Here is a 12,810-nt window from a genome sequence, read left to right as displayed (position 1 = left end):
ACGGTATCAAATTAAAGATAAAACCTGATATATGAATTGAGTATCATGTTAGTATATAATCACTTTCGGTTCAAGCATGGAAATAGTGTTCTTGGATAAAGACCTCGGAAAACAAGCAGAAGACTATCGTAAATGCCGGAAAGAACAAGGAGAAATTTGGGTGAATAAGCAACGTGCTTATGACGAATATATTGCCCGGCAGAAAAGAGAACTATTAATTCAAAATTCCGCAGAGTGGGCAATGTTGTTCCCTATTGCGGATATGGTTAAAAAAGGCTGGCTGGCTCCTTGTAAAACAGTCCGTGAAAAGGTTTTTCAATTATTTTCTTTTTTTGGAGTTAGTACTTCTCGGGCTTGGGAAGATTATTACTTTAATCAGCAATTAAAAGTTGCTTTTCGAATTTCTTTAGCCAAAACAAAAGAACCTTACGCAATTTCGGCCTGGCTTAGACAAGGTGAACTGCAAGCTGCCAATTTGGAACAAGACGTTGTATATTCAGAGAAATCTCTTAAAGAACTTATACCTCAAATGAAGACTCTTATAGCTACTCATCCACAAGATTTTGCTATTCGTTTGCAGACACTTTGCTTACAAGCAGGTATAAAGCTTATATATACTCCCTGTTTGCCTAAAGCTCCTATCAATGGGGCTACTCGTTGGTTGAATGATACTCCTTGTATTCAACTTTCCGGGCGTCATAAACGTAATGATATATTTTGGTTTTCATTTTTCCATGAAGTGGGTCATATTTTGCTACATGGTAAGAAAGATATTTTCTTAGAAAATATAGACTATACGGATAAACAATTAGAAAAAGAACATGAGGCTGATACTTTTGCATCGAAAATACTCCTTTCTCCCTCTGAAGAAGCAGAGATTATAAAATCCGGAGATTACACTCTTCAATCTATCCGTTACTTTGCTGAGAAGTTCTGTACTCACCCTGCCATAATAGTAGGAAGGCTGCAACATCTAAAGGTAATACCTTATTGGCAGGATCAGGAACTGATAGAGAAGGTCGATCTGGATAGTGCCGTTAAGTGATTGCGCTATCTGGCAATTCCGGTCCCATCACGATTGGGACCGGAGAATTAGGAATAACCGAATAATATGTGTATATTTGCCGTTACTAACATTGGGTTTATACTGAAATCTTCTTTGTGCGTGATTGTTTTCCGCTTCATTCTGCGGCTTATGGCATTCCCCAATCGACATCATTATTTGCTGCTTTGTTCAGGATAAAAGCCGCGCCTATGTGCTGCTGGCATTCGGCGTAGCGTATGATCTGGATATAATGATGAAATCGTTTGTTTATTGGTGTGTGTGTGACATAAAACTGCCTATCCGGCAATCAACATGTAAAAGAACAGGCAGTATTGATTCAGACATAAAATTATTGAATGGTAAAAAAAATAACAACAAGTAAACGTGACCGGGAGAAGCTAAAGGAGCAGAAACGTAAGGAGAAGCAACAACGTAAAGAGGAACGCCAAAGCAGCGGTCCAAGTTCTTTTGAGGATATGATTGCTTATGTAGACCAGTTCGGTGTTTTGCATTCAGTGCCGCAGGAACGGATTGAGGAAGAAGTAGATGCATCTCATATCGAGGTTTCTGTACCCAAACAAGAGGATGTGGAAGTGACTCCTCACATGGGGCGTATCGAGTATTTTAATGCTGCGAAAGGCTATGGTTTTGTGAAAGATACGGATAATGGCGAAAAGTATTTCTTCCATATCTCTTCTGCCCCAGCAACAATTGCTGAAGGTGATAGAGTGACATTTGAAATAGAGCGCGGTATGCGTGGAATGAACGCTGTACGAATATCAATAGTGACTGAATAGCAAAGTGGCTTCCGAAATAAGTAATTATCACGGATAATAATAATGGATATGGCCCCAATAATTGATAACTCAATTATTGGGGCCATATTGGTAAGTGATTGTTACTTTTCGTTTTTATTTCAGCTTCTGTATATTTAAGGCCATATTGATCGAATATCTTGAACACATCTTTTTATCTCAGGATAGGTGAAATAAAGATCGGCATTTAGGAGCTTCTTTTTAAATGTATCTTTTCTCTGATAAATAGTTTCTATTTTGTCGTGTTCGCCCGCTTCTGACAGACGTTTTTTTTCGTTTCTTTTCAATATATTGCATATTTCTTCTCCTAATTTTGTAATCAAATCGTATAGATTATGTCCACGAATATATAAGTAGGTATTTTCTTCTGTAAGTCCCAGGCGTTTGTATTTGGCTTTCTCTACTGCTTCATCATAATTGGGATAAATACTTTTTAAATAGGATATTGGGGGAGTGACTCTTTTATGAAGAGTGGTAATAATATAGTCTCCATTGTCATCTATTCTATTGTTGCTGTAGGGGAATGACAGTAATTTGAAAAAGTCAGCATTGGGTAATTTCCTTTCCTTTTGTCTGTGATCATATAAGAAAAGAAGAAATAACGGATAAATCTCTTTTGAGTATGCCAACAAAAACTTATTAAAGTCAAAAATGCTATTTGTAAATCCGCAGGTCAATATAGGTAACGCAGCTAAACGATCTGTGAAACAAAGATGATTTTCGAAAGAATAAGTATAAGTCTGTAGTATGTAATGCTTGGCATCTATATCTGGTTCTTGCATTAAATAGTGTAAATCACTGTCTATGGCAATCGCCATCTTACTGTCGAGGAAATCTTTGAAAATAAGACAAGTGGAACTTCCCGTAGCTTTATTTCCAGATTGGGAGCGGCTGTAGGGAATAAAATAAAAATTGTATTGAGGACATGCCTCTTTAAATATTTTATTCCAAAATATAATATCGTTTTTATCTTCCAGATGGATGACAGCTTTACATCCATTCAACAACAGTGAGGCTTTGTAGTTTTGTGCTACAGTTGCATAATAAGCTTTTTTGCTTGGTGTCATTTCTCTTTTTATATCGGTTTGACGATATCCTCCATAAATACTAATTTATCTCCCCATCCATCGGCAAAGATACTCGGTGAATGAGTTGAAAGAATGATCTGGCAATTTTTATTTAGAATTTGTATAGCTTCAATTAATCGTCTTTGCCATTCGATGTGAAGGGATAGTTCCGGTTCGTCCATTAACAGAATGAACGGTTTGTCTTCCTTTAAAAATACCTTGAGCAATATGAGTAACAATTGTTTTTCTCCTGAGGATAGCTGTTCCGGTTCTATCTCCTCTTCTTGGTTTAAAAACGTGAAAACCATTTTATTTTTTGAATTGATACTGATCTGCTTTTGAGTGCTTGCAAAAAAACTATTGATTATTTTAAATAACATCGAGATTCGTTCTTGTATTTCTTCTGACTGTTCAGGGTAGTTAAGGATTTTTGAACGATAGTCGATGAAATTGAAAACGTTTTTATTTAGCGGATAAATAGTCATATCCAATTCTTGCATAAGAGAAGATTGAGTACTTTTCTTAGCTGTCGGTATGTCGAATGTATTGATGTATTCGATGTCTAAAAGCCAGTCTTTTTGAAATTCTATGCTAAAATCTTTTTTGTCTGCATGATATAATATGCTACCTCCTGCATCAAACCGAATAAAGATATCTGTTTTAAGCTTATTGAGCTCTTTGATATCACTTGTAAGTAGCAAGTAGATAAATCGGAGAAAGGTAGATTTGCCACTTCCATTGGGACCGACGAGGATATTGACTTTGGGATCTACGTGATTCCATTCGATGTCCTGTTTTCCCCACATCTTTTTAATTTGTATCTGCGAAATCTTCATTGCTTCTGTTTTATAATTACTTACTGTTTATCAGCTTGATTTTAATAAAGGCTGTCATTGCAAAGATAACCAATCTCTTTTAATATTTGTTCAGTAGAAACTTTTTTTCATAAGTCGCCCCACTGAGCGACTTATGAAAAAAGGAAAATTTATTTTTCCGCAACCTCTTCTTGGGCTTTCTGTTCCATTTTTCTTTTCACAAATTCGATTTTCAGGTTGGCTTCTTCTTTCTCTTGCTGAATCTGACGTATGGATGAAAGTAATTTGGCCAACTCGTAAGTGCCGACGAGTGCTTCTCGGTCGGACGGAGTCATGGTCGTTGTGAATTTACGTTCACCGATATATTCTATACGGATATTCTTTTTATCGCGGTTCATGTAGAGGAAACTGAGGACGTTGCCGTCTTCTCCCATTTTGTAGTCGGCTTTTTCGATTTTTTCTCCCAGATCGGTAGTCTCGTAGCTGTCGTTGGACGCAGGGGTTTCAGCGAAACTTCCGTCTGGTGCTATCACTTTGACTGCTACGTGGTGGATATTGCTTGGGCCGCAATAGATGGATGTCAGTGTCATTACTCCCTGTTCGTTCACCTGGAAGCGGAGGAAGGAACGATGCAGATTTTTCTCTACGGTTTGGGTAGGCCAAAAGTAGTTACCGATTTTTTGATATTCTTCGTTTTTCTCAAAAGTATATTTATTCTTGATAGCTTCGAACTCTTGCTGTTTGACTTGTAGCATGCTATCCAGATATATAAGGCTTTCTTGCTGTTCTTTCAGTTCTACCTGTTGCATCAGTTTGATACCTTCTTTACGGGTATCGAATGCCTTTGGATACAGAATTTTAATACTGTCGATCTGCAACTTGGCTTCGTTGTAGTCGTTGCGTTCAAAAGCTGCGCGGGCAGCTGCAAGCTTTTCACCCGCTTTCTTCTCGATGTTGTCACCACAAGCAGTCAGCAGTGACAATGTACATGCCAGGACAATCAGTTTTTTCATTTTGTTGTTCTTTACTTAGAAAGGGCAAAAATACAAATTTAGACTGAAGAGTGGAAAGTGAAGAGCGAAAAGTTGTACCTTTGCGGCCTAATTAACTGTAAGGTGTTAGTAACAGACTACCACCTTCAATCACTGTAAAAAAGAAAAATGAAGATGATAGAGTTGACTCAGGAGGAATTGAAGCAGCATTTCAGTGAACCCATTTTCGGACAGATCTCGGAGACGGCCGATATGTTGGGATTGGAATGTTATGTGGTGGGCGGATATGTCCGCGACATTTTTCTGCAGCGTTCCTCTAAAGATATAGATGTTGTTGTAGTGGGGAGTGGCATTGCTATGGCCGAGGCGTTGGGTAAACGTCTGGGACGGGGTGCGCATGTTTCTGTTTTTAAGAATTTCGGCACGGCACAAGTGAAATATCACGGAACGGAGGTGGAATTCGTAGGAGCACGGAAGGAATCGTATCAGCGGGATTCACGCAAGCCGATTGTGGAGGATGGAACGTTGGAAGACGATCAGAACCGCCGGGATTTTACGATCAATGCTCTGGCTGTCTGCCTGAATAAGGAGCGGTTTGGGGAACTGGTCGATCCGTTCGGAGGCATGAATGATTTGAAGGAAAAGGTCATTCGTACTCCTCTCGATCCGGACATAACGTTCAGTGACGACCCCTTGCGCATGATGCGCTGTATCCGTTTTGCTACCCAACTGAATTTTTACATAGATGACGATACATTTGAGTCTCTTTGCCGTAACCGGGAACGGATTGAGATTATTTCACGTGAGCGCATTGCGGACGAGCTGAATAAAATAATGCTTTCACCTATCCCTTCCAAAGGTTTTATCGATTTGGACAGAAGTGGGTTGTTGGCGTTGATTTTTCCGGAATTAGTGGCTTTACAAGGGGTGGAGACCCGGAACGGGCGTGCCCATAAGGATAATTTTTATCATACGCTGGAAGTGCTCGACAATATCAGCAAGGTGACAGATAACCTTTGGTTACGTTGGGCTGCCTTGTTACATGATATCGCCAAACCGGTGACTAAACGCTGGGAACCGAAGGCGGGATGGACTTTTCATAATCATAATTTCATAGGCGAAAAGATGATTCCGAATATCTTTAGGAGGATGAAGTTGCCGATGAACGAGAAAATGAAGTATGTGCAAAAGATGGTAAGCCTGCATATGCGCCCCATCGTGATAGCGGATGATGTGGTGACGGACTCGGCCGTGCGTCGTCTGCTTTTTGAAGCCGGAGATGACATAGACGACCTGATGACACTTTGTGAGGCGGATATTACTTCAAAGAATACGGAACGTAAACAGCGCTTTCTAAATAATTTCCAGCTGGTTCGCCGGAAGTTGAAAGATTTGGAAGAGAAAGACCGTGTCCGTAACTTTCAGCCGCCTGTGAGTGGGGAAGAGATTATGGAGGTGTTTAATCTGGGACCCTGCAAGGAAGTGGGGTCGTTAAAAAGTGCTATAAAAGATGCTATTTTGGACGGAGTGATTCCCAATGAATACGAGGCTGCTTATTCATTTATGCTTCAAAAAGCTAAGAAAATGGGATTGAATCCCGTACGAAACGTGGATGAATAAATGCAATAAGTTTTTGTCTTTTTCGATTTCCGACTAATCACGTAAGGAAAGGGAATGTATGCTATAGAGCAGGTTTGTAACGGAAAACCGTTACAAACCTGCTCTTTTTCTACAGTCTTTCTGTCTATTCTTTTTTCATTTCTATGTATTAACAACTAAACTTTACGGGAAATGAAAAAAAAGGAGTTTCTGTTTGTGATAGATTGCAGAATTAATGCTTATTTTGCAAAACACTATTAAACATAAACTAAATCATTTTAAGGTATGAATAGGATGAAATGTGGATTTTACACTTACAGAGGGATTGCTTTTTGTTTTGTCACCGCGATGTTCTGCGGACAAGCAATGGCACAAGTTGTAGAAAAAAGGGGGTTTGATTCTCAGAAAAAGATTAATGCGTTTGATAACACGACTTTTTGTACTGCTTATTTGTCTGACGGATCGTTGTATACCATGCGCGATATCGCGATTAATGATTTACGCAAAATTGAGCGTATCGTATTTAATCCGACGGGAAGTTCTATCGCCGTGTTGAGAGCGAAGAATCCGGTAAGCATTTACTCTTTTCGTGACAGGAATAAGAAGCTTTTCGAATTGAAAGAGAAACGTAAAAAATTGAAAGCCAAACCGCTGCCGGTATCCATGTGTTATGCTACCGATGCCCGTAGTTTCGTTGTAGGTAACTCGTTAGGGGAAATCGTTATTTATGATACGAAAGAATATATGCCATTGGCTTATATCCAGGGAGATGCTCCGGCTACTGCACTGGCTATGAGTTCGAACAATTATTTTATTGCAGCAGGGACAGGACAGACGATTAATATTTGGAACTTCCAGACAAAGGAGTTGAGAAAAGCGATTCCTATGTCGGCAGTTGTCAAAGAACTGACTTTCTCTCCGGATGCTTCGTTGCTGGCAGTAACCACGGAGGATAATCACCTGACCATTATCGATACGAAAAACTGGGATAAGGTGGACATCTTCGATAAGTTGGGGGGAACGCTTAGTTCTCCGTCATTCCATCCCGAAGGAAAATACATCAGTGTGGTAAAAGATGGGAAGAATATCGAGATCATCAACTTGAAGAATGGTGTCATAGAGCAGGAGATTGTAGATCCTATAGGCGGTGTTACCGGTGGACGCTTCTTTAAGAACAATCAGAATAGCGAGGTATTCATGCTAACCAATCGTACGAAGCAAATGGTCTTCTGGGATGCGAACGGGCTGAACCCATTCTATGGAAAGATTATGGGTAAGGAAGTAGACGCCAAGATGAATGAATGGGTGAAGATGATGCAGGGAGAATCGATGGAGGATTATGCTATCCGTGTGAACGATGAAACCCGTGTTAAACAGCAGCAGTTGTTTGCTCAGGAAGTTGCTACGGCATTGGCGGGTGACCGTATCTCAATGGATAATCCTTTTGTGGATGGATATGATGCTGCTAATAATATGTTGAATATCGGTTTTAAGGGGTTGCCGTCTATCGGATTGGAAGTTCCGGCTAACGAGGCAGGGGACTTTGAGGAAGGTAAAATGAAATTCTCGAATGCCGTATATGTGCTGAATGATAAAGATGAATTTGAGCTGGCCTATGTGGAGGTTACCAACGAAACGACCAACAAGGTTTATATCTATGACAATATCGGACGGACAAAGTTGACTGCTTTGGAAGCGGATGAAAACTTTGTCCCTCTGGAAATCATGCAGCAGGCTACCCGTGAGGAAGCACAATTGGCCGAAATAAAGGAACAGGTGATCGAAGAGAAAAAGCAGGATAAACTGATTACCGATAACACACAGATCAATGTGAAGACAGAGGTTATTCCGGGTGTGGATGCTAACGGCAAAAAAATTCTCAATTATAAAGTGGGTTATCAGTATGAGGTGATCAATAAAGAGTTTTCTGCTAAGGAAGACTTCCCGTCCGGTGGTTATAACATTGAACGCTCAAATGCCGCCATGTCTTTGATGAAGATTATCAAGAATGCTTTTGAAGGCGATTTCTCCAAATATTTATCAGAGGGTAAGCAGGTGAAAGTGATTATTACCGGTTCGGCCGATGCGGCTCCGATTCGTGGACGCCTGGCTTATGACGGACGGTACGGAGAGTTCGTGGACGAGCCATATTACAAAGATGGCAATCTCGACAATATCACGGTGACCAAGGCTGCCGGAATCACACAGAACGAACAGCTGGCACTGATGCGTGCTGCCGGTGTGAAGAGTTATATCGAAAAGAATGTGACAACATTAGGTAATACGAAGAACGACTACGAATATCATGTGGAAGTAGCTAAAGAACGTGGTGGAGAATTCCGCAAGATCAATGTAGAGTTTGTAATTATGGATGCATTTCAACAATAAACGATGAAAAGATTTTTTTTACTGACAATCATTCTCACTGTTGTTATGGCCGGTAAAGTGGGGGCGCAGGATGCGTCCTCCGCTTCTAAGCGTGCCAACCAACAGTATGTGCTTTTTGAAAGCGAGCGCGATAAAGGAACGAATGTAACGGCTATGTATGACTATCTGCTGGACAGTTACGCGAATTTCATGAAGGTTGTGGAGGCACCGAATAACGGTCAGTATATAGGGGGAGCAAAGAATAGGCTAAAGGCATTGTATCCTTATCTGCTGAATGGGGCGGTATATTATTCGGAACAGAAACAGCCGGCTAAAGCATTGGATTTTGCCGCTGCATATATCGATATGCCGCAGATGCAGTTGTTCCGCAGTGAATTGTTGCCGAAAGATAACCGTTATGCTTCGGTGGTTTACTATGCAGCGGTATCGGCCTTTAATCTGGAGAAGAACGAACAGGCGCTGAGGTATTTTCAGGAGTATCTTAATACCGGTACGGAAGCTCAGCAGAAGGACTGTTATGTTTATATGAACATGATTTATCAGAAGCAGAAGAAATATGCAGATCAGGAACGCGTGCTGGAACAGGCTATTGCCAAATATCCGGTGTCACTCGATTTCTTGTATAATCTGGTGAATGTACATATCGCCACCAATAATATGGAAAAGTTGATTGGTGCGATTGACCGCATTCTGGCTGTGGATCCGAATAATGATAAGGTATTGCCTATCAAGGCCCGCATTCTGGAACGGCAGGGAAAGAATGTGGAGGCACTGGATATCTACAAACGCTTGTATGCACTTCATCCCGAGAGTTTTGAATTGATGACTGGTGTGGCACGTGCCAACTTCAATTGTGCTACGGAGATCGTAAACAATGGGGCTACCATTGCCAACGATACTGAATATGCATTGGTACGTCAGCGCGCATCGGGCTATCTGATGGACGCTAAAGATCTTTTCCTGAAGATATTGCAGAAAGATCCTTCTTCCAAATTGTATATGCAGGGACTGGCAGGCGTATATCAGTATATGGATATGAAACCGGAATATGAAGTGCTTTCTAAGATAGTTCAGGACGGAGCTTCTTATACCGCTTTTCCCTCCCGACTGGCTGCTTACAAAGAGGCGTTGAAGAAGACTGAAAATATAGCTCAGGAGCAGGAGTCTGTTCCGGTACCTGTGGAACCGGCCATGTTGGTAATCAAGATGGATCAGTTTACGGATGCCAATAATAATAAGGTAATTGATGCCGGAGAGAGTTTCGCTTTGCAGTTTACCATTGAGAACCAAGGTAAAGGAGATGCGTATAATATACGTATCCGTTTGGCTGAGCAGCAGGGATATGATCAGTATTTCGACGGTCCGCGTGAGTTGGACGGAGGCAATATTCCGGCCGGGAAGTCCAAACAGTATACATTCCGTTATCTTGCAAAGAAAGAGTTGCCCACGAGCCTGGCTAAGATCAACATTTATGCATTCGAAGCGAATGGATTTGATGCCGATCCTTCGGAGCTGATTGTGAATACTCAGGAATATGCAATGCCTCGTTTGCGCATTGCCGACCATCAGTTCTTTGCGTCTGAGGGTACATCTATTACTTTGGGTAAAAACGGAAAGCTGACGGTTGCCTTGCAAAACTTTGGAACACAGACTGCGCGTAAGGTGAAGGTGAATTTCACATTGCCGAAGAACATATTTACTACCGATTCTCCGGAAATGACAATTGATAGTATTGCTCCGGGGGATGTGGCTGTGCTCGATTACGGCTTTCTGGTGAACAAGCGTTTTGATGAAGATTCCGTGGCCGTAATGTTGGCGGTAACGGAGTCTACCCGTTCAACTTTCCTGAACGAGGCTTATAAAGTGAAAGTGGGAGATTACCTGTCTTCTGCCGCTTCTATCAATCTGAGTGGAAATGTGGCTGCACGGAAGGTGAATGTGAAAGACTTTTCGCTGAGTTTCAAGAGTGAGTTGATGGAGGATGTCCCTGTGGGAGCTGTGAACCGCCACCGTTATGCTTTGATTATCGGTAATGAGGATTATAGTATGACCGGTGCCAATGCTGAAATTAATGTGCCTTATGCCGTAAATGATGCTGTGCTGTTCCGTGAATATTGCGTACGTACCTTTGGGGTACCCGACGGGCAGATCAAGGTGGTGCCGAATGCTACTGCCGGTATGATGCACGAACAACTTGACTGGTTGGTGAACATGGCAAGCACCGATCCGCAAGCCGAACTGATATTCTATTATTCCGGTCATGGAAATAATGACGAGGCTACTAAGGAGCCTTATTTACTTCCGGTGGATATTACAGGTAAGAATATCCGTCTGGGTATTTCATTGTCCGGACTGTATAAAAAATTGGCTACTTATCCGGTGAAGGGGGCTTATGTATTCCTCGATGCTTGCTTTAGCGGTGGTTATAAGAGTGCTGCTCCGCTATTGGCACAGAAGGGCGTGCGTGTTGTTCCGAAAGTGGGATTGCCGCAAGGAAACACATTGAGTTTTTCGTCCAGCAGTGGCGATCAGACTTCAAGTGTTTACCATGAAAAGAAGCAGGGATATTATACGTATTTCCTGATAAAGACGATCCGTGACGCTAAAGGTAACCTTTCTATGAAAGAGCTGTTCGAAAGAACCAGTGTTGCAGTGAAACGTGCTACTGCCTTGATCGATAAAATTCAGGAGCCGCAATGTATGGTTTCTCCTACATGGGTGGGATGGGAAAACATTAAGTTGGAGACTCCGGTAACAGAAATTCCTTAGTAAAGTTAATAGTGATGTTAGAAAATGGGAGGATATCTTTAAGACAGAGATATCCTCCTGTTTATTTATTGCGGTTTCAATTTAGTTTTTAGATCCATTAATCTGGTAAACCATCCTTTGGTTATCAGTTCGCAGAAGGAATGGTAGAATTCAATAAAATCTTTTTCATTAACTACTCCCGGATGTGAGGCCGCATTTCGTTTATTCCTTATATCTTTCCAGATGCAAAAAAAATCGGAAGATGAACTGCCTATTTCATTGGGTAACTCTTTCTGGCACTTTATTATTAATTCTAATGCTGTACCGATGGCAATAGTAGATAACTGGTGGTTGGATGACTTATTGAGATCTACATTCATATACCAACATTGGGTGTTAGGCTTTACTTGATTGTAATAATCTGGCATCTCAATCCCATGTTGGTATCGCAACCACTGAATGACGGAGCAGTTTATTTCTGTCTCAAAAATCTTACCTAACGGATTAATTAACATGGAAAAGTCCAGTCGTTCAGGATATTTGGGGTAATTGATAGGCGTAAGATTATCATGTATATGTTTTCGAAACGTGTCAGCAAAAGCTCGATTGAAAGTATCCAGAGTTATTTTAGAGCTATCTTCCAGTCGTTTGTCTATCCACAAGGTGGAAGTGTGATCTTCTCTGTGGAGGATTTGAGAAACCGACGGAACATAAAGAACAGAATCTGTTTGTTGCGCAAACGGATTATCGAAAGGTGAAAAAAGTTCATTCCTGCTGAACGAATTTAATTCATTCAGTGTAGACGAATCTTTTGGTATTCCAATTTGGGGATCAAAAAAAATGGCCATAACTATGTTTACTAATCACGTATAATAGGAACATTTTTGAACTCAATATCTTTATTGGTTCCGTTGACAACAAGCATATCTATGATCACTCTTGATAGTTCTGCTGCATATTCATCAAGTCCGTTGATAGCTACTTTACATTTGACAGGTATATCTGCCGGGAATGTATTTTCTGTACACTTCATATAACTACTGGCGGGGCCGTTAGCTATTTGTATATTTACTTGTTCATCTGTGTCATAGATATTCCCCTCGTCATCGTATATCTTTGTGGTTCTGGTGGGTTCTGCTCCCCACATGTAAATGATGATATCTTTTCTTGAAAGATTGGTGAGAGTGAATTCCAAAGTTGCAGTTCCACCTGCCTCTTTACATCGGAGAAACTTGATTTTGATATCAGGATGAGGGGAGATTACTTTCACTTGAGCATTTATAGTAACTGCCATTGAAATCAATAAGGCAAAATATAATATTCTTTTCATTGTTGGTTTTG

General features: G+C 40.9%; 10 protein-coding genes. 5 read left to right on the top strand and 5 right to left on the bottom strand.

Going from position 1 to position 12,810, the window contains the following annotated elements; genetic code table 11:
- Window positions 1-76 precede the first annotated feature (76 nt).
- On the top strand, window positions 77-1,045 hold the full coding sequence (locus tag G7Y45_RS19010) for an ImmA/IrrE family metallo-endopeptidase (RefSeq protein ID WP_241159026.1): 969 nt from the start codon (window positions 77-79) through the stop codon (window positions 1,043-1,045).
- 356 nt (window positions 1,046-1,401) lie between these two features.
- A complete protein-coding gene (locus G7Y45_RS19005) occupies window positions 1,402-1,842 on the top strand; it encodes a cold-shock protein (protein ID WP_032535454.1) in 441 nt (146 codons plus the stop codon).
- A gap of 134 nt (window positions 1,843-1,976) precedes the next feature.
- Here G7Y45_RS19005 and G7Y45_RS19000 read toward each other — a convergent pair whose 3' ends face one another.
- From G7Y45_RS19000 to G7Y45_RS18990, 3 genes are all read right to left on the bottom strand, one after another.
- Window positions 1,977-2,927 carry a DUF4435 domain-containing protein gene (locus G7Y45_RS19000; protein ID WP_032539548.1) on the bottom strand — a complete coding sequence of 317 codons (951 nt, stop codon included), beginning with the start codon at window positions 2,925-2,927 and terminating at the stop codon, window positions 1,977-1,979.
- 8 nt (window positions 2,928-2,935) lie between these two features.
- Window positions 2,936-3,763, bottom strand: coding sequence for an AAA family ATPase (locus G7Y45_RS18995; RefSeq protein WP_005808164.1), 828 nt, complete (start codon window positions 3,761-3,763; stop codon window positions 2,936-2,938).
- 149 nt (window positions 3,764-3,912) lie between these two features.
- Window positions 3,913-4,755, bottom strand: coding sequence for a hypothetical protein (locus G7Y45_RS18990; protein WP_165016591.1), 843 nt, complete (start codon window positions 4,753-4,755; stop codon window positions 3,913-3,915).
- Between the two features lie 153 nt (window positions 4,756-4,908).
- Here G7Y45_RS18990 and G7Y45_RS18985 point away from each other — a divergent pair, with 153 nt between their 5' ends.
- The 3 genes from G7Y45_RS18985 to G7Y45_RS18975 all read left to right on the top strand — a co-directional run bounded on the left by G7Y45_RS18985 (window position 4,909) and on the right by G7Y45_RS18975 (window position 11,490).
- Entirely contained in the window at window positions 4,909-6,354 is a 1,446-nt protein-coding gene (locus tag G7Y45_RS18985; RefSeq protein WP_165016731.1) for a CCA tRNA nucleotidyltransferase, read from the top strand.
- Window positions 6,355-6,618: 264 nt separating this feature from the next.
- A complete protein-coding gene (locus G7Y45_RS18980) occupies window positions 6,619-8,721 on the top strand; it encodes a WD40 repeat domain-containing protein (RefSeq protein ID WP_022010977.1) in 2,103 nt (700 codons plus the stop codon).
- Between the two features lie 3 nt (window positions 8,722-8,724).
- Window positions 8,725-11,490 (top strand): caspase family protein, encoded by a 2,766-nt coding sequence (locus tag G7Y45_RS18975; protein ID WP_032539545.1) that lies wholly within the window; start codon window positions 8,725-8,727, stop codon window positions 11,488-11,490.
- A gap of 65 nt (window positions 11,491-11,555) precedes the next feature.
- Here the strand turns inward: G7Y45_RS18975 and G7Y45_RS18970 are convergent, their stop codons facing one another.
- Window positions 11,556-12,317, bottom strand: coding sequence for a hypothetical protein (locus tag G7Y45_RS18970; RefSeq protein WP_165016593.1), 762 nt, complete (start codon window positions 12,315-12,317; stop codon window positions 11,556-11,558).
- An 11-nt stretch (window positions 12,318-12,328) separates the two neighbouring features.
- A complete protein-coding gene (locus G7Y45_RS18965; protein WP_165016595.1) occupies window positions 12,329-12,799 on the bottom strand; it encodes a hypothetical protein in 471 nt (156 codons plus the stop codon).
- Window positions 12,800-12,810: the final 11 nt, after the last annotated feature.

Origin of the sequence: Bacteroides sp. ZJ-18, assembly GCF_011038705.2 — a bacterium.
GTDB classification, from domain to species: Bacteria; Bacteroidota; Bacteroidia; order Bacteroidales; family Bacteroidaceae; genus Bacteroides; species Bacteroides hominis.
The sequence above is the reverse complement of the archived record's forward strand: the minus strand, read 5'-3'. Positions and strand labels throughout refer to the sequence as shown.

Coding starts and splice junctions, on each gene's coding strand:
- G7Y45_RS19010 (WP_241159026.1), top strand. CDS start 77: ATGGAAATAGTGTTCTTGGATAAAGACCTCGGAAAACAAGCAGAAGAC.
- G7Y45_RS19005 (WP_032535454.1), top strand. CDS start 1,402: ATGGTAAAAAAAATAACAACAAGTAAACGTGACCGGGAGAAGCTAAAG.
- G7Y45_RS19000 (WP_032539548.1), bottom strand. CDS start 2,927: ATGACACCAAGCAAAAAAGCTTATTATGCAACTGTAGCACAAAACTAC.
- G7Y45_RS18995 (WP_005808164.1), bottom strand. CDS start 3,763: ATGAAGATTTCGCAGATACAAATTAAAAAGATGTGGGGAAAACAGGAC.
- G7Y45_RS18990 (WP_165016591.1), bottom strand. CDS start 4,755: ATGAAAAAACTGATTGTCCTGGCATGTACATTGTCACTGCTGACTGCT.
- G7Y45_RS18985 (WP_165016731.1), top strand. CDS start 4,909: ATGATAGAGTTGACTCAGGAGGAATTGAAGCAGCATTTCAGTGAACCC.
- G7Y45_RS18980 (WP_022010977.1), top strand. CDS start 6,619: ATGAATAGGATGAAATGTGGATTTTACACTTACAGAGGGATTGCTTTT.
- G7Y45_RS18975 (WP_032539545.1), top strand. CDS start 8,725: ATGAAAAGATTTTTTTTACTGACAATCATTCTCACTGTTGTTATGGCC.
- G7Y45_RS18970 (WP_165016593.1), bottom strand. CDS start 12,317: ATGGCCATTTTTTTTGATCCCCAAATTGGAATACCAAAAGATTCGTCT.
- G7Y45_RS18965 (WP_165016595.1), bottom strand. CDS start 12,799: ATGAAAAGAATATTATATTTTGCCTTATTGATTTCAATGGCAGTTACT.